The 16,520-nt window shown below is 70.0% G+C and carries 12 protein-coding genes and 1 pseudogene; 8 read left to right on the forward strand and 5 right to left on the reverse strand.

Features of this window, described 5'->3' with window-relative positions; all coding sequences use genetic code 11:
- Positions 1 to 17: 17 nt before the first annotated feature.
- Positions 18 to 1,169 (reverse strand): ROK family protein, encoded by a 1,152-nt coding sequence (locus ACIBJH_RS27800; RefSeq protein ID WP_399119599.1) that lies wholly within the window; start codon positions 1,167 to 1,169, stop codon positions 18 to 20.
- 370 nt (positions 1,170 to 1,539) lie between these two features.
- Here ACIBJH_RS27800 and ACIBJH_RS27805 point away from each other — a divergent pair, with 370 nt between their 5' ends.
- From ACIBJH_RS27805 to ACIBJH_RS27825, 5 genes are all read left to right on the forward strand, one after another.
- Positions 1,540 to 3,615, forward strand: coding sequence for a fibronectin type III domain-containing protein (locus tag ACIBJH_RS27805; RefSeq protein ID WP_399119600.1), 2,076 nt, complete (start codon positions 1,540 to 1,542; stop codon positions 3,613 to 3,615).
- Positions 3,616 to 3,684: 69 nt separating this feature from the next.
- The gene (locus tag ACIBJH_RS27810; protein ID WP_399119601.1) at positions 3,685 to 4,695 is read left to right on the forward strand and encodes a carbohydrate ABC transporter permease; all 1,011 of its coding nucleotides are present in this window, start codon (positions 3,685 to 3,687) and stop codon (positions 4,693 to 4,695) included.
- 14 nt (positions 4,696 to 4,709) lie between these two features.
- A complete protein-coding gene (locus ACIBJH_RS27815) occupies positions 4,710 to 5,648 on the forward strand; it encodes a carbohydrate ABC transporter permease (protein WP_399119602.1) in 939 nt (312 codons plus the stop codon).
- 18 nt (positions 5,649 to 5,666) lie between these two features.
- Positions 5,667 to 7,016, forward strand: a complete 1,350-nt coding sequence (locus ACIBJH_RS27820) for an ABC transporter substrate-binding protein (RefSeq protein ID WP_399119603.1) — start codon at positions 5,667 to 5,669, stop codon at positions 7,014 to 7,016.
- 273 nt (positions 7,017 to 7,289) lie between these two features.
- Positions 7,290 to 9,473 carry an alpha-galactosidase gene (locus ACIBJH_RS27825; RefSeq protein WP_399119604.1) on the forward strand — a complete coding sequence of 728 codons (2,184 nt, stop codon included), beginning with the start codon at positions 7,290 to 7,292 and terminating at the stop codon, positions 9,471 to 9,473.
- Positions 9,474 to 9,485: 12 nt separating this feature from the next.
- On the opposite strand, the gene ACIBJH_RS27830 is transcribed toward ACIBJH_RS27825, so the two are convergent.
- The 3 genes and pseudogenes from ACIBJH_RS27830 to ACIBJH_RS27840 all read right to left on the reverse strand — a co-directional run.
- Complete coding sequence (locus tag ACIBJH_RS27830) at positions 9,486 to 10,724, reverse strand: cytochrome P450 (protein ID WP_399119605.1); 1,239 nt, start codon at positions 10,722 to 10,724, stop codon at positions 9,486 to 9,488.
- A gap of 132 nt (positions 10,725 to 10,856) precedes the next feature.
- A complete protein-coding gene (gene wrbA, locus ACIBJH_RS27835; RefSeq protein ID WP_399119648.1) occupies positions 10,857 to 11,459 on the reverse strand; it encodes an NAD(P)H:quinone oxidoreductase in 603 nt (200 codons plus the stop codon).
- Positions 11,460 to 11,576: 117 nt separating this feature from the next.
- Positions 11,577 to 12,047, reverse strand: a pseudogene (locus ACIBJH_RS27840) (YceI family protein); the annotation flags it as partial.
- Between the two features lie 158 nt (positions 12,048 to 12,205).
- Here ACIBJH_RS27840 and ACIBJH_RS27845 point away from each other — a divergent pair.
- Positions 12,206 to 12,751 carry a MarR family winged helix-turn-helix transcriptional regulator gene (locus ACIBJH_RS27845; protein ID WP_399119606.1) on the forward strand — a complete coding sequence of 182 codons (546 nt, stop codon included), beginning with the start codon at positions 12,206 to 12,208 and terminating at the stop codon, positions 12,749 to 12,751.
- 32 nt (positions 12,752 to 12,783) lie between these two features.
- Complete coding sequence (locus tag ACIBJH_RS27850; RefSeq protein WP_399119607.1) at positions 12,784 to 13,236, forward strand: MarR family winged helix-turn-helix transcriptional regulator; 453 nt, start codon at positions 12,784 to 12,786, stop codon at positions 13,234 to 13,236.
- Positions 13,237 to 13,246: 10 nt separating this feature from the next.
- Here ACIBJH_RS27850 and ACIBJH_RS27855 read toward each other — a convergent pair whose 3' ends face one another.
- The gene (locus ACIBJH_RS27855) at positions 13,247 to 13,786 is read right to left on the reverse strand and encodes an HdeD family acid-resistance protein (RefSeq protein ID WP_399119608.1); all 540 of its coding nucleotides are present in this window, start codon (positions 13,784 to 13,786) and stop codon (positions 13,247 to 13,249) included.
- 230 nt (positions 13,787 to 14,016) lie between these two features.
- Here ACIBJH_RS27855 and ACIBJH_RS27860 point away from each other — a divergent pair, with 230 nt between their 5' ends.
- Positions 14,017 to 16,473: a YbhN family protein gene (locus tag ACIBJH_RS27860; RefSeq protein ID WP_399119609.1), complete on the forward strand. Its 2,457-nt coding sequence runs from the start codon at positions 14,017 to 14,019 to the stop codon at positions 16,471 to 16,473.
- The last annotated feature ends 47 nt before the right edge of the window (positions 16,474 to 16,520 follow it).

A 16,520-nucleotide genomic window follows, 5' to 3' on the forward strand; every position in this document is an offset into this window, starting at 1 on the left:
CTCGCGTGCGGCGCTGGCTACTTGACGGGAGCGAAGACGTGCTGGGCGGCAATGGCGGCGCCGCCACGGGCCCATTCCTCGAACGGGAGGGGTCTGACGACGAGGTCGCAGTCGGCCGCCGCGCCGAAGGCACGGGCCGCGAAGGTGGCGCGGATCTGGTCCTCGTACAGGTCGTAAGTGGCCACGCCCTCACCGGAGATGATGATGCGTTCGGGGCCGATGAGGTTGGCGACGGAGGCGATGGCCAGGCCCAGGGCGTGACCGGCCCGGGCGAAGACGGCGCGGACGGCGTCGTTGCCGGCGTGGGCGAGGCGGACCGCGCCGTCCATCGTCAAGTCCGGGTCGCCCGTCGCCTGGCGGGCCTGCTCGGTGATGGCCTGGGTGGAGGCGACGGCTTCCACGCACCCGGTGTTGCCGCAGGTGCACACCCGGTCCGTGCCGCCCACGGGAAGGTGGCCGACCTCGCCCGACACACCGTGGGCACCGGAGACGACCCGGCCGCCGATGGAGATGCCGCAGCCGATACCGGCGCCGACGGTGACCAGGGCGAAGGACGACAGCCCGGCACCCACACCGAACCACTGCTCGGCCACGGTCAGCGCACGGACGTCGTTCTCGATGACCGTCGGCAACTCCGTTGCGGTACGGATCAGTTGGGCGAGGGGTACGCGGCGCCAGTTGAGGAACGGGGAGTACTGGACGGTCCCGGTGTGGCCGTCGACGTCCCCGGAGATCGTGACACCGATGCCGTGCAGGGCACCCGGTGCGTACGGCCGCGCCTTCGCGTTCAGCTGCTCGACGAGCCGGGCGACGGCCAGGACGACCGTGCCGACGTCACGCGAACCGAGTGCGGACCGGGCGGTGGCCAGGGGCCGTGCGGTCAAGTCGGCAAGCACACCGATGAGTTCGTCACCGGTGATCTTTATGCCCACGAAGCGGGCGCGTTCGCCGCGCACCGCCATGAGCGTGGCCGGCCGGCCCTGGGTGCGCTCGGTGGAGCGGCCCAGCTCGGTGATCCAGCCGTCGGTCAGCAGGGGAGTGGCGACCTTGGTGACCGCGCCGGGCGACAGACCGGTGCGGCGCCCCACCTCGGCGCGCGTGAGCGGGCCGTGGGCCAGGAGGGTCTGGAAGAGCAGAGATGCCGCGGGTGGCTGATCGGCGAGCGTCATGCGGCGACCATACATTTCCATTGGAAAAGAAGATAGAAGAAGGATCGCGTGGATCCACGCCCGTCTTTCGCACTCATCTCCTGAATCCGGCTCCATTCTTTCCACGAATGTCGATGATTCGCGCGGCGCAATATGTTGACGCTGGAAGAAAAGCCTGGCTACATTCGCGGCACCTCACGACAGGTGGATGGGACGTCCACCGACGCAGGTGGCGGCCGGTTTCCTCCCCGACCGGCCGTCGTCGTACGGCTACGAGGGCGGACCCGAACGCCCACTCACCAATTCCCCATGCGGCTGACCGTGCAGGGGCACTTCCGGACCTTCCCAGGGCCCCGCCGTGTGCCTTTTCGCGCCGAGATGGAGTAAACACATGCCTCGTCCAGCAGGACCCCCGTCCTTCGCACGGCACAGATTCCGTGCGGGCGGCGCGCTCCTCCGTCATCTGCCCGTCCTGGCCGCCGGCGCTCTCGTGGTGTCCCTCGCGGCACCGTCCGCCGCGTCGACCGCGGACACCGGCACGCTCCGGCAACAGGCGGTCCTGGCCGCCAAGCCCTATATGGGCTGGAGCAGTTGGAGCCTGGAGGCCACCGGCTACCCCGGCTACGGCGGGGTGAGCTATCTGACCGAGGCGCACGTCAAGCAGCAGGCCGACGTGGTCGCCTCGAAGCTCAAGTCCCACGGCTACGAGTACATCAACGTGGACGCCGGCTGGGCGAGCGGCTTCGACCAGTACGCCCGGCCGACCGCGAACCCCACCACCTTCCCGCACGGCATGAAGTCCCTGGGCGACTACCTCCACCACAAGGGCCTCAAGTTCGGGCTGTACCTGGCGGTGGGCCTCGACCCCGTCGCGTACGGCGACGGGAAGACCGCCATCCACAACGCTCCCGGCTGCACCACCTCCGACATCGTCTATCCCGACCTGCGGAAGACCAACGGGTGGAACTCCGCGTACAAGATGGACTTCGCCAACCCCTGCGCACAGAAGTACATCGACTCCCTCGCCGATCAACTGGCGGGCTGGGGCGTGGACTTCCTCAAGGTCGACGGTGTCGGCCCGGGCTCGTGGCAAGGCGACGCCGACCACGACAACACCCCGGACGTGAAGGCCTGGCACACCGCGCTCCAACAGACCGGCCGGCCCGTCCAGTTGACGCTGTCCTGGTCACTGAGCCACACCCAGGCCGAGACCTGGAAGGCCAACTCCAACGGCTGGCGGGTCGACACCGACGTCGAGTGCTACTGCGACACGCTCGTCACGTGGAACAACTCGCTCAAGGTGCGCTGGAACGACGTCGTGCAGTGGACCGACGACGCGGGACCCGGGCACTGGAACAACCTCGATTCCCTGAACGTCGGCGTCGGCGCCATGGACGGCCTCACCGAGGCCGAACGGCAGAGCTACGCCACGCTGTGGGCCATCGAGTCGGCACCGCTGTACTCGGGCGACGACCTCACCAAACTCGACGCGTACGGGCTGAAGTTGCTCACCAACGACGAGGTCATCGCCGTGGACCAGGCCGGGCATCCGGCGCGGCCGGTCAGCCAGACCACGAACCAACAGACCTGGTACGCCCGTAATCCCGACGGCAGTTACACCGTCGCCCTGTTCAACCTGGGTTCCGAAACCGCCGACGTCACCGCGGACTTCGCCGACCTGGGTATCAGCGGCTCGGCCGCGGTCCGTGACCTGTGGCAGCACAAGAACCTCGGCCGGGTCTCCGGGCACCTCACGGCGAACCTGCCCGCGCACGGCTCACGGCTGTTCACCTTCACCCCGACCGGGCGGGGCGTCAACCCCGGTGTCTCGCTGGGCGTCCACGGCACCTCCGTCACGTCCACGAGCGTGTCGCTTTCCTGGGACAAGGTGAACACCGGCGCCTCGCCCGTCACCCGCTACACCGTCTACGCCGACGGCCGCCCGGTGACCACCAACACCGGCACCTCGGCCACCGTGAGCGGCCTGAGCGCGGCCGGTGACCACACCTTCACCGTCGTCGCCCGTGATGCCAAGGGCCGAACATCGGCTCCCAGCAAGGCCGTTGAGATCACCACGCCCGCGGCCGGCGGTCCCATCGCCTACGAGGCCGAGTCGCCCGGCAACATTCTCACCGGCAACGCGGTCGTCGCCGGCTGCGACGCCTGCTCCGGCGGGAAGAAGATCGGCAACCTCGGCGGCGGGGTCGTGTCCTTCACCCACGTCAGCGTGCCGAAGGACGGCACGTATCTGCTGAAGCTGGACTACGCGGACGGCGACTCAAGTCGCGTCATCGACCTGACCGTTGGGGCTACGACTCTCCAGGTTCCGGTGCCCGGCACGAACGACAACGCCTGGGGCACCCCGCAGTCGCTCACCGTCCCGGTGCCGCTGAAGGCCGGGGACAACACGATCAGCTTCGGCAACGCGACCGACTACGCGCCGGACATCGACAAGATCACCGTCTGATCCACCCACCCACACCCATCCACCAGTTCACGCCGATCCACCAGTTCGTATCGCACGAAGGAGGGTGCTGTGGTGGTCACATCACAGGGCAACCACGCGACAACGGTGAAACCGCGGTCCGGTGAACCGGGCGCGGTGGCCACCACCACCTCACCCAGCGAGGGCCCGGACAGGAAGGCGCGGCGCACGGCCGTCACCAGGTCGGCCGCGGCCCGCCGCCGGGACCTCCCGGTCGCCCTGCTGCTCATCCTGCCCGCCGTGCTCGGCTTCGCGACCTTCTACGCCTATCCGACCCTGCGCGGCATCTACCTCAGCTTCACCGAGTTCCATGTCCTCACACCGCCGAAATGGGTCGGACTGGCCAACTTCCGGGAGCTGGCGGGGGACGACGTCTTCTGGCACTCGCTGCTCGTCACCGCCTATTTCGTCCTGCTGTCCGTCGTCTTCGGTACCCTGATCTCGCTGGTGACGGCGGTGGTGCTGGACCGGGTGACCCGGTCGTCGGCGCTGCGCGGGGTGATCCTGCTGCCGTTCCTGATCTCCAACGTCATCGCCGCTCTGGTGTGGCAGTGGATGCTCGACCCGACCCTCGGCATCGTCAACATCGCCCTCAAGCACCTGACCGGCCACTCCATCCTGTTCTTCGGCAGCGGGGGATGGGCGATCCCCTCACTCGCCGCGATCAGCGTCTGGAAGTGGATGGGCTACTACTCCCTGCTGATCTTCGCCGGCCTGCAGACCATCCCGCCGACCATCTACGAGGCAGGCCGGGTCGACGGCGCGAGCGAGATCCAGATGTTCCGCCGGCTGACCGTGCCCCTGCTGCGGCCGATCCTCGTCATGGTGGTCGTCCTGACGGTGATCAACTCCTTCCAGGTGTTCGACATCGTGCAGGTCACCACCGAGGGCGGTCCGGCGAACGCCTCGAACGTGCTGCAGATGTACATCTACCGCAAGGCCTTCCGCCAGTTCGACTTCGGCTATGCCGCCACCATGTCGCTGGCCCTGTTCGCCCTGCTCATCGCGGTCACCTTCACCCAACTCCGGCTCGCCCGAGCCAACGAATCCGACCTGAGCTGAAGGAGGCCGCCCCCATGGCTGTCACCGTCGCACCCGGCCCGGCGGCCGTCCCGCATCGCCGGCTTCCGAAGGACACCCGCAGGTTCTCGCCCGGCAGGGCAGTGGCCTGGACCTACCTCGGAGGCATCGTCCTCGTCACCCTCTTCCCCTTCTACTGGATCCTGCGCACCGCCCTGTCGAACAACTACCAGCTCGCCACCAACCCGTCCTCGCCACTGCCGGTCGGCTTCACCTGGGGTGCCTTCGAACGCGTCCTCGGGATCGCCACCACCGCCGAGGCGCAGGCCCAGGGCGGTTCGGGCGCCACCCTCGACATCGCGATCTACCTGCGCAACTCGCTGATCTACGCATCCGTGCAGACGGCGCTGATCGTGCTGCTCTCGGCAGCCGCCGCCTACGCGTTGTCGCGGCTGCACTGGCGTGGCCGTGACCTGGTGTTCAACATCCTGATCAGCGCCCTGATGGTGCCCACGGTGTTCACCCTGTTGCCGAACTTCGTCCTCGTGAAGGACCTGGGGCTCACCGACACCTTCGCCGGACTCATCCTCCCCGGCGGGCTGTTCCAGGCCTTCGCGCTGTTCTTCCTCCGGCAGTTCATGCTCGGGCTGTCCACTGAGGTCGAGGAAGCCGCCATCATCGACGGCGCGGGCCCCCTGCGGATCTTCTTCCGGGTCATCCTGCCGATGTCGACGGCACCGATCGCGACGGTGTCGCTGCTGATGTTCGTCAACGCCTGGAACGACTACTTCTGGCCGCTGCTCATCGCCAACGACCAGAGCGTCCAGCCCCTCACCCTCGCCCTCGGCGTCTTCAAGCAGTCCTCACCCCAAGCCGCCCCCGACTGGGCCGGGTTGATGGCCGCCGCGCTCATCGCGGCGCTGCCGATGCTGCTGCTCTTCATCGCCTTCGGCAAACGCATCGTCAACTCCATCGGCTTCTCCGGCCTCAAGTGATCAGTGAAAGAAGGAACCATGAGAGTTCGCAAGGCCGTTGTACTGGGAGCCGCGCTCACCCTGACCGCCCTCGTCTCCGCCTGCTCCTCCACCTCAAGCGGCGGCTCCGGCTCCTCCACCCTCAACTGGTGGACCTGGGACGACAAGCAGGCCGCCGCCTACAAGGTCTGCGCCACGGATTTCGAGAAGGCCAACCCCGGCGTCAAGGTGAAGATCACCCAGTACAACGTCGTGGACTACTTCACCAAGCTCACCGCCGGCTTCGTGGCCGGCAAGGCTCCCGACGCCTTCCAGAACAGCGTCCAGTTCTTCCCGGAGTACGCCGACCAGCACCAACTGCTTCCGCTGGACGACTACATCAAGAAGGACAAGTTCGACCTCTCGCGGTTCTCCGTCGGCGTGGACTCGTGGAAGTACACCGACGGAAAGCAGTACGGCCTGCCCCTGGACTGGGCCGCCACCGGCCTCTACTACAACACCGACATGCTCACCAAGGCCGGCTACTCCACCGACGACGTCCAGAAGCTGAACTGGAACCCCGACAACGGCGGCACGATCGGCAAGATGATCGCCCATCTCACCCTCGACACCAAGGGCCGACGCGGTGACCAGCCGGGCTTCGACAAGGCGCACATCAAGACCTACGGCTTCGGCCAGCTGGCCGCCAAGGACTTCCTGGGCCAGTCCACCTGGAGCTCCTTCGTCTCCACGACCGGCTGGCGGCTCGGCAACAAGGCCAACTGGCCGACCGAGTTGAACTACAACGACCCGCGCCTCGTCAAGACCATGGACTGGATCCGCACCCTGGTCGCGAAGGGGTACGCACCCAAGATCGGCACGTTCACCAACACGGTGTCCGACGTCGACCTGCTCTCCTCGGGCAAGGTCGCGATGGAGACGGGCGGTTCGTGGTCGGCGTCCACCTTCGCCAAGATCCCCAACGTCAAGGTCGGCATCGGCCCCACGGTCCTGGGCCCCGACGGCAAGACCCGCGCCGTCTTCAGCAACTCCAACGGCAACACCATCTGGGCCGGCACGAAGAACCCCGACCTGACCTGGAAGTGGGTCTCCTACATGGGCTCCGAGGCCTGCCAGACCAAGGCGTCGGCGACCGGCACCTTCTTCCCGTCCATCCCCGCCTCGATGGACGCCTCCGCCAAGGCGCTCAAGGCGCAGGGCGTCGACCTCACTGTCTTCACCGACATGCTCAAGAACAAGGAGCTGTACCCCTCGCCGGACTTCCGCAACGGCGCGGCCCTCCAGGACGCGATCGAGCCGCTGATCGAGGCCTACTTCGGCGGCCAGAAGAACGACAGCGTCTTCGCCGACATGCAGGCCAAGACGAAGAGCATCCTCACCGAGAAGTGACCGCCGCCCCTCCGGCGCACTGAGGCGGGAGGGGGCTTGTGCGGCGGGAATCCCCACGCAAGTCCCCGCTGCCGTCGAGGAGTTCCTCCGCGGGCCCCGGGACGCTCGCCGTCCGGCGCTTCCCGGTCGACGACGACTGGGCCGGCCGACGAGACCGTCCGGGTGGGCGAGTCCGGCCGCGAACCGTGACCGGACCGGCTCGGCCCCGCCCGCCCCACCCGACATTCCGCGCCGGGCCACGGCGTCCCACCGCCCTCCCTGAAAAGAGACCGCATGCCCACACCCCCCTCGCGCATCGTCAGCCTGCGCGCGGCCGGCACCTGCTTCACCGTGGAACTCACCGAACCCGTGCCCCGGGTCCTGCACTGGGGTGCCGACCTGGGCGACCTCGCCCCCGAGGACCTGACGGCCCTGAGCCTGACCGCCGAACCCGCGATCCTCAACAACGCCCCCGACATCCCGCGCCGCTTCACCGTCTGGCCCACCGAGGCGGACGGCTGGTCCGGCACCCCGGCCCACCACGGCCACCGGGCCGGCACCGCCACCGCACCTCGGCCTGCCCTCACCGGGGCCACCCACCACAAGGCCCCCGACGGCGGCGGCGAACTCCAACTCCGGCTGACCGACGCGGCGTTGGGGTTGGACATCACCGTCACCTACACCCTGGACCCCCACGGAATCCTCACCGCCGACGCCGTCCTCTCCCGCCCGCCCGGCACCGACACGACGCCCTACGACCTCTCCGGCGCCCTGACCCTGCTGCCTCTCCCGCGCCGGGCCACCGAGATCCTGGACTTCACCGGAAAGTGGAGCCGCGAACGCTCCCCGCAACGCCGCCCGCTGCACCACGGCGCCCACGTCCGCGACGTACGACGCGGGAAACCCGGAGTCGACTCGCCGTACCTCCTGTCGGTGGGCGTACCGGGCTTCGGGTTCCGTAGCGGCGAAGTGTGGGCCGTGCACGTGGCGTGGAGCGGTGACCAGCGCTACCTGGTCGAGCAACTCCCGGAGGGGGCAGGCGTACACGCCTCAGCTCTCGGTGGCGGCGAACTCCTCCGGGCGGGCGAGATCCGCCTCGCGCCAGGGGAGTCGTACCGCACGCCCCGCTGCCACTTCGCATGGTCGGCCGATGGCCTCGACGGCATCGCCGACCGCTTCCATCGCCACCTTCGCGCACGACCCCAACACCCGCGTGGCGCCCGCCCCTTGGTGCTCAACAGCTGGGAAGGCGTCTACTTCGACCACGACCTCGGTCGGTTGCGCGCCCTGGCGGAGCGGGCCGCCGCGGTGGGGGTCGAGCGGTTCGTGCTCGACGACGGCTGGTTCAGCGGGCGCCGCGCCGACACCGCGGGGCTCGGCGACTGGCTCGCCGACCCGACCGTCTGGCCCGACGGGCTCAGCCCGCTCGCCGACCATGTGCGGGCGCTGGGCATGGACTTCGGGCTCTGGGTCGAGCCGGAGATGGTGAACCTCGACTCGCGGCTGGCCCGTGCCCACCCCGACTGGATTCTGGGCCCCGCCGCCGGCCTCGGCCCGACCGCCCGCCATCAATACGTCCTGGACCTCGCCCGCCCCGAGGTCTTCGACTATCTGCTGAAGTCACTGGACGCACTCGTCGGTGGCTACGACATCGCCTACTTGAAGTGGGACCACAACAGGGAACTCCTCGAAGCCGTGCGCGCTCCGGCCGACCGGCCCGCCGGTCACGCCCAAGTCGCGGCGCTGTACCGGCTGTTGGACGCGGTGAAGCAGCGTCACCCAGGGCTGGAGATCGAGAGCTGTGCCAGCGGCGGCGGGCGGATCGACTTGGGCGTACTCGCCCGCACCGACCGGGTGTGGCCCTCCGACTGCAACGACCCCGTGGAACGCCAGGCCATCCAGAACTGGACCGCCCAACTCCTCCCGCCCGAACTCGTCGGCACGCATGTCGGCGCCGCCCGCAGCCACACCACCGGACGCGTCACCTCCGACACCTTCCGCATGATCACCGCGCTGTTCGGCCACGCGGGCATCGAGCAGGACCTCGCGCGGTGCTCCGAGGAGGAGTTGGCCAGGCTGACCACCTGGAGCGCGCTTTACCGCGAACTGCGTCCACTGCTGCACACGGGGCGTACGGTCCGCGCCGACCTGGAGGACGAGGCTCGCGTGCTGCACGGGGTGGTGGCCCAGGACGGATCGAGGGCCCTGTACTCCTGGGCGCGCGTGGCGAGTTCACCCGAAGGGCAGTCCGGTCGTACGCCCCTGCCGGGGCTGAGCCCCGACGCCCACTACCGGCTCCGGGTGCGCACCGAGCTCGGGCTGCCCTCCTTCCACCAGGCGGCGGCGCCTCCGTGGCTGACGGCCGCGCAGGGGGACTGGCTCGCCCTGCCCGGCTCGGTGCTGGCCGCCGCGGGGCTGCCGATGCCCACCCTCGACCCCGAGCAGGCACTGCTCGTCGAGGTCCGCCGCGTTGGCTGAAGTCGCCGTGAGTCAGCGCGAGTTGGCGTTCCCGGAGACCGTGACGTCGACGGGAAGGCTGCGTACTCCGTGCATCAGCAGGCCCGGAGACCACTGCAACTCGGCCTCGTCCACGGCCAGTTCCAGACTCTCGACGCGCTCCAGGAGCGCGGTGACCGCGACCGCGGCCTCCATCCGCGCCAGGGGTGCGCCCAGACAGTGGTGGACACCGTGCCCGAAGGCGACATGACCGGCCGGGCGTCCGAGGCGGAAGGTGTCCGGCTCCTCGAACCGGGCGGGATCGCGGTCGGCCGCGGCGAGGGACACCAGCAGCATGTCGCCCCGGCGCACCGGCACTTCACCGATCACCATGTCCTCGGTGGCGAAGCGCTCGGTCGCGGTGAGCACCGGGCCGTCCAGGCGGAGGAACTCCTCGACCGCCGCGGGCACGAGCGCGGGATCGGCGCGCAGCGCCTTGAAGAGGTCCGGCTGTCGGGCCAGACCGAGGAGTACGGCACCGATGAGGTTGGCGGTCGTCTCGTACCCGGCGATCAGGAGAAGGAAGGCCATCCCGACCAACTCCGGGTCGGTGAGGGCGTCTTCGACGGTGTCGTTGGCCAGCGCGCTCAACAGGTCAGGCCCGGGCACGGCCCGCTTGCCCGCGATCAGCACGGCCAGGTACCCGCTCATCCAGACGTAGGCCTCCTCCCGGTCCGATCCGGCGACCGGGGACACGATCTGCTCCGAGGCCCAGCGGAACCTGTCCCAGTCGGCCAGGGGCACGCCGAGCAGTTCACAGATCACCGCGATGGGGACACGGATGGCGAACCCGTCGATCAACTCCGGTGTCCCGGCGGCCAGTACGGCGTCGGCCAGTTCGTCCGAGATCTCGCGCGTGCGAGGCCGTAGCGCCTCGATCTGTTGTGGTGTGAAGGCGCGGGTCACCAGTTTGCGCAGGCGGGTGTGGTCCGGCGGGTCCACGGTGAGCATGTAGTCGATGCCGACCTCGTCCCGCACACCGCTCATCAGCCAGCCCGGCTCCAGGCCGGCGCGTTCGCTGCGCTTGGAGACGCGCGGATCGGTGAGGACTTGGCGGGCCGCCTCGTATCCGGTGATCAGCAACTGCGGTGGCGCACCGGCCGGTTCGCAGCGGTGCGCCGCTGCGGACTCCGTCAACCGCCGCAGCAGCGCGTGCGGATCCGCCTGGAACGCCGCACCTTCCAGCTCCGGTCGCAACGACCCGCTCTCGTCGGGCGAGTTGTTCGTGGTCATCCGGGTTCTCCCGCCTGGTTTCTGTGTTCTCGTCGGCGAGCGTCTCGTCGACCGAAGGACTGGAGGGCGCGTCACGGCACGGGGTGCCGACGGCCGCCGTGTGGCTGCCGCCGGTACCCAAGTGCCGTGCTGTTACGCGTTGTTGAACCGTGCGGTGATCGTGGCCACGCGCTTGCCCTGGTACGCGGCGGCGGCCCGGGCGATGTCGTCGACGGGGAGCGCTCCCTGGCCGTTGACGTGGCTGGTGCCGTAGGGGTTGCCGTCGGCGAACTTCACCGGGTCGGTGTAGCCCGGGGTGACGATGATGCCGCCGAAGTGGTGGACGGAGTTGTAGAGGGCGAGCAGTGTGGACTCCTGGCCGCCGTGCGCGGTGGCGGTGGCGGTGAAGCCGCTGTAGATCTTGTCGGCCAGCTTGCCCTGCGCCCACAGCCCGCCGAGCGTGTCGATGAACTGCTTCAACTGGCTGGCGATATTGCCGAACCGGGTGGGGCTGCCGAAGATCACGGCATCCGCCCACTCGATGTCGGCCGGGGTCGCCACCGGTATGTCCTTGGTGGCCGAAGCATGCGCCGACCAGGCGTCGTTGGCGGCGATGGCCTCCTCGGGAGCAAGCTCGGACACCCGCAGGAATCGTACCTCCGCACCCTCCTTACGGGCGCCGTCGGCCACCGCCTCGGCCAGCTCGTGCACGGTGCCGGTCGACGAGTAGTAGATGACTGCGATCTTGGGAGACATGGAAATTTCCTCTCGCTGTGCTGCGTGCTCGACGGCGGGCGCCGCCGTGGCCTCGGCGGCGGGGGCCGCCGTGCTCGGTTCGGGATGGGCGATGGTGGTCAGGGTGAGCCGCAGCCGGCGGGCGGCCATGCCCTTCGACGCGGTGAGTCCGTGGCGGTAGCGGTCGACGGAGGTCGAGGCCGAGATCCGCAGTGAGCCGTTCTCGACGGTCAGGGAGTCCACCGTCAGCTCGACCGGGGCCTGGTGTCCGCGGACGGTGAGGAGCCCCTTGACGACCCAGGCGCCCTCCTCACCGCGGGCCACCCTGGTCGACTCGAAGCTGATCTCGGGGTAGCGCTCCGCGTGGAGGAAGGCGGGGGAGCGCACATGGTCGTCACGGCGGGTCGTGCCCGTGTGGAAGCTGCGGGCCTCGACGACGGCCCGGGCGGTCGACTGGGTGACGGGCTCCGCGATCGTGACGCGCCCCGACTCCACCTGGAACGTGCCGCTCACCCTGCCCAGGCCGAACAGGTGGCGCGTGGTGAAGGCGACGGACGACCGCGCGGGGTCGATCTCGTACGTCCCGGCTGGGGGCAAGGAGACGCTCATGCCCTGCTGGCCTCTCGCTCGTTGTCGCGCGGGACGGCCCGTGCGACGTTGGTGCTTGCTTGGGCAAGTATCTTCAACCCACGGGAAATGCTTTGTCAAGCAAGTAGTTCCTGTGGTTCAGTGGTCTCACGGGGGGCTGCGGCGGGAAGGTGAAGGACATGGAAACGCCGGAGCAACAGCACCCCACGAGCCCGGTCTCCGCCCCGCTGAACTGTGTCGAGGAACGCCTCTGGCGCTCGCTGCAGAGACTGCTGGTGACGCTGCCCCGGACGCTCGACGAGGATCTGCTGCGCTCCACCGGTCTGTCGCTCACCCAGTACACCGTGCTGATGCACCTGTCCGAGGCGGACGGCACCGGCCTGCGCATGACCGACCTGGCCACCGCCACGGGCCTGTCCGCGAGCCGCATCACCCGGCTCGTGGAGACCCTCCGGGCCGAGGGTCTTGTGGTGAAGCGACCGCACTCGACGGATGCGCGGGGGAGCATGGCCGTACTCACCGAAGCGGGGTGGCGACGGCTGCGCGGCGCCTACCCGGCGCATCTGGCCAGCGCGCGCCGACGCGTCATCGACCGGCTCGACCCGGCCCTGGTCGACCAACTGGCCGAGGAACTGCGGGCGGTGGCCGATCCGCTCCAGGCCCGGTGCCGGGCGAGCCACGATCTCCGTCCCGAGATCGCCGAGCAGGGCACGGGCCGCCGTTGAGGTTCCTTGCTTGAGCACGCTAACCTGCGAGGATGACCGCCGAAGATCCCCTCACCGCGCAGGAAGAGCGCTTCTGGCGCGCGCTGATGCGTGTCATCGTCGCGCTGCCGCGCTCGCTGGACGACGATCTGCTGCGCGCCACGGGTCTGACGCTCACCGAGTACGTCGTCCTGATGAGCCTGTCGGAGGCCGAGAACCAGGAACTCCGCATGGCGGACCTGGCCGCGGCCACCGCGCTCTCGGCGAGCCGCATCACCCGTGTCGTGGACGCGTTGCAGAGCCGCGGCCAGGTCGTGAAGCGGCGCTACGAAGGGGACGCCCGGGGGAACGTGGCGACGCTCACCCCGGACGGTATGCAACGGCTTCAGGCCGCGTATCCGGTCCACCTCGCCAGTGCCCGCAAGCGGGTCATGGACCATCTGGACGGCCGGTCACTGTCGGCCCTGGTGCGGCAGTTCGAGACCGTGGTCGAGAAGTTCGACTGAGGGCCGCGACTCACGCCTGCCGGGTCGCGCCGGTGCGGTGGCGCCGCTCCTCGAACGAGGCGAAGACCGCCGAGACGCCGTAGACGAGGCTGAACAGGCCGAAGACCGTGGCGAGGGAGACCGCGCCGATGTCCGGGTGGACGAACAGCGAGAACGCGAAGACGATCGCCACCGCGCCGGTGAGCAGGAACAAGGTGCGTTCCCCCGCCGTCTCGCCGCGCTGGAAGGCCAGGCCGATCTCCATGGCGCCGGTCGTCAGGGCCCACGCGGCGATCCAGATCGTGAGCGCGAGAGCCGTGATGCCGGGCCAGGCCAGGGCGACCACCCCGCCGGCCAGCGAGAGCAAGGAGAGCAACAGCCAGCCGAGGACGGGGCCCACCCGGTCACTGGCGAAGGCGCGCGCGGCGTCCGTCGCCGCGATCATGAACGCGTAGACGGCGAACAGGACGACAACCGCGCCGATCGTGATGCCGGGCCAGGCGACGGAGACCACACCGAGGACGACGGCCAGCAGACCGCGCGAGAGAAGCACGTTGGGTGAACTGAACATGGTCACCTTCCCCATACGAATGTCGCCCCGGTCTTCGCCCGGGGCCATGGTCCGCCACGAAGGCTAGGGTCGGGCCCTCCGGTCGCGATCTGTCATACGACTGCATCGGCTACTTCCCTGCCCCCCTGCCGCCATGACATGAAGAGGTGCAGCCAACTGACCGATGCGCCCCCCGAGTTGCGGCGAGATCATCGGCACCCCTGGCTGCGGCCTGCCGACGAGGAGCCGACGTGAGCACCGTGATCGACACACCGCCTCCCCGGACCGTTCGACGGGCGGTCGATCTGTGGCGGCTGTCGCTGTCCCTGGCCGTGCTGGTGGCCGCCGCACTGCCGGCCGTCGCGACCCGCGACTTCGTCCGCACCGCACAGCAGGGACTCCTCGACTCGGCGACCGCCCTCCCTCCGTCCCTCCGGGACGCCCTGGTGGGAACGGTCCAGGCCGTCGCCCTCCTCGCCCCGGTCGCGGCCGTGGTGGTGTGGTGCGTACGGCGGCGGGTCGACCCGGTGCTACGGGTCCTGCCCGCGGCGGTGCTCGGCGCACTCGGCGCGTGGTCGCTCACGCACCTGGCGTTGGAGCGGGGGAGACCGGACACGTGGCCGGAGGTGCTGGCCGGCCGGGACGGACTGCTCCGGGCGACCTGGCCACCGGCCGTGTACCTGGCGGCCTGCGCCGCGGCCGTCGTCGCGGCGGGGCCCTGGCTCGGGGCGCGCCCGCGCCGTGCGCTGTGGGCGCTGGCCTCCTCCTGTGCCGTGCTGAGCGTGGCCACCGCCGCGATCGTGCCGCTGGACGCCGTCGCCGCACTCGCCATGGGCGGCGCCGCCGGATCGGCCGTACTCCTGCTGGCCGGTGCTCCCGCCGACCGTCCGACGGCGCAGGCGGTCGCCGACGCCCTTGCCGCGTCCGGGATCTCGGTCACCACGCTCCATGAGCTGCCCGCGAGTGAGCAGCTGCCGGGGGAGGGGACCCGCTACCGGGCCGACACCCCTGCCGGGTCCCGGCTGGCGGTGCGGGTGCTCGCCGCCGAGGACCACAACCGCGACCTGTTCCACCGGCTCGCCCGGCGGACACTGCTGCGCCACTCCGCCGACCCGACCGCCCCGACACCGCTCGTCGCCGCCGAGCACGAACTGCTCATGCTCGTCTTCGCGGCCCGTACCGGCGCCAAGGCCGACGAACCGGTGATGGCCTATCCGGTGACCGGGGGCGGCGCGCTCGTGGCGACCACGGAACCGGACGACGTCCGTACCCTGTCCGCCCTCCGCGACGAGGAGTTGACCGACCCGCTCCTCACCGGCGTGTGGAACTCCGTGGCCCGCCTCCAGGAACACCGCCTGGGACATGGGGAGTTGCGCCCGGAACACGTCCTTGTCACACCCGACGGCGAGAGCCGGCTCACCGCGTTCGCGCGCGGCCGGCTCACCGCTCCGCCCGAGGTACTCGGCAGCGACCTCGCCGAGTTGCTGGCCACGACCGCGATACGGGTCGGGCCGCAGCGCGCCACCGCGTGCGCACTGGCCGGCCTGGGACCGGAACTGCTCGCGACCGCACTGCCGTACCTGCAACCGCTCGCGCTCATGGGCCCCGCGCGGAGTGCGGTCGCCCACTACGACCAGGCCCGCGCGCGGGCGGCCCGGGAGAAGGCCGGACGGCGGACGCTGCGGGCCGGCGGCCGGCCCGGTCTGCTGCGCGATCTCACCGCCGAGGTCTCAACGGCCACTGGCGCCAGGGAAGTTCAGCCCGCTCGGCTGGCACGCTTCACGTGGAAGAGCGTTCTGGGGCTCGCGGGCGCGTTTCTCGTACTCCACCTGGTGCTGCCGCAGTTGGCCAACGCGCCCGCGGCCGTCGACGCGCTGCGGGACGCCAACTGGGGGTGGGTGCTCGCGGTGTTGCCGATCACCTTCCTCTCGCAGGCGTTCTCGACCTTCCTGCAACAGGGGACCATCCCGGAGCGGCTGCCGTTCGGCCCCACTTACCAGGTGCAGTTCGCCAGTTCCTTCCTCAACCGGATCACCCCGAGCAACGTGGGCGGCATGGCGCTCAACCTGCGCTACCTCCAGAAGACGGGGATCGAGACCGGAGCCGCCACCGCCTCCGTGGGCTTGCAGAGCCTGGCCGGGGCGCTCTCCAACACCGTGGTCGCCGCCGTCTTCCTCACCTCGGCGGGACGACGGCACGCCGGAGTGCAACTGGACCTGTCCGCGGGCCGCCCCGTGCTGTGGGCCCTCGCCCTCGCGCTCGCCGCCGGCGGACTGCTCGCCTTCACCCCGCCGGGCCGGCGCTTCCTGGGCGACAAGGTGTGGCCGTTCCTGCGGGCGGCGGGTTCGACCGTCGCGGGGATCGCGACCGAACCCGCCAAGATCGTCGTAGGTACCGTCGGTGCCCTGGGCCTTCCCCTCATCCAGATCGTCGGCCTCGCCATGAGCCTGCACGCACTCGGCGCCGACCTCCCCTTCGTCCAGGTCGGCGCCGCCTACATGGCGGCCCGGCTGATCGCCAACGCGGCTCCCGTGCCTGGCGGCCTCGGGGCGCTGGAGGCCGGACTCATCGCCGGACTGACAGCCCTCGGCGTCCCGGCCGGGGCGGCCACCTCGGCGGTGCTCGTCTACCGGCTGCTCACGTTCTGGCTGAACGTCCCGCTGGGCGCCGTGGCCCTGAACGTCGTGCAGCGGCGCGGCTACGTGTGACGGGCCAGGCCGTCGTACGGTGGACGGGCGGGCGGGTGCCGCAGCCG

The organism is Streptomyces sp. NPDC050548 (assembly GCF_044457385.1).
Taxonomy (GTDB): domain Bacteria; phylum Actinomycetota; class Actinomycetes; order Streptomycetales; family Streptomycetaceae; genus Streptomyces.

What these genes read in the sequence shown, in the direction of transcription:
- ACIBJH_RS27800 (WP_399119599.1), bottom strand. Translation starts at nt 1,169, where the DNA reads ATGACGCTCGCCGATCAGCCACCCGCGGCATCTCTGCTCTTCCAGACC.
- ACIBJH_RS27805 (WP_399119600.1), top strand. Translation starts at nt 1,540, where the DNA reads ATGCCTCGTCCAGCAGGACCCCCGTCCTTCGCACGGCACAGATTCCGT.
- ACIBJH_RS27815 (WP_399119602.1), top strand. Translation starts at nt 4,710, where the DNA reads ATGGCTGTCACCGTCGCACCCGGCCCGGCGGCCGTCCCGCATCGCCGG.
- ACIBJH_RS27820 (WP_399119603.1), top strand. Translation starts at nt 5,667, where the DNA reads ATGAGAGTTCGCAAGGCCGTTGTACTGGGAGCCGCGCTCACCCTGACC.
- ACIBJH_RS27825 (WP_399119604.1), top strand. Translation starts at nt 7,290, where the DNA reads ATGCCCACACCCCCCTCGCGCATCGTCAGCCTGCGCGCGGCCGGCACC.
- ACIBJH_RS27830 (WP_399119605.1), bottom strand. Translation starts at nt 10,724, where the DNA reads ATGACCACGAACAACTCGCCCGACGAGAGCGGGTCGTTGCGACCGGAG.
- wrbA (WP_399119648.1), bottom strand. Translation starts at nt 11,459, where the DNA reads ATGTCTCCCAAGATCGCAGTCATCTACTACTCGTCGACCGGCACCGTG.
- ACIBJH_RS27845 (WP_399119606.1), top strand. Translation starts at nt 12,206, where the DNA reads ATGGAAACGCCGGAGCAACAGCACCCCACGAGCCCGGTCTCCGCCCCG.
- ACIBJH_RS27850 (WP_399119607.1), top strand. Translation starts at nt 12,784, where the DNA reads ATGACCGCCGAAGATCCCCTCACCGCGCAGGAAGAGCGCTTCTGGCGC.
- ACIBJH_RS27855 (WP_399119608.1), bottom strand. Translation starts at nt 13,786, where the DNA reads ATGTTCAGTTCACCCAACGTGCTTCTCTCGCGCGGTCTGCTGGCCGTC.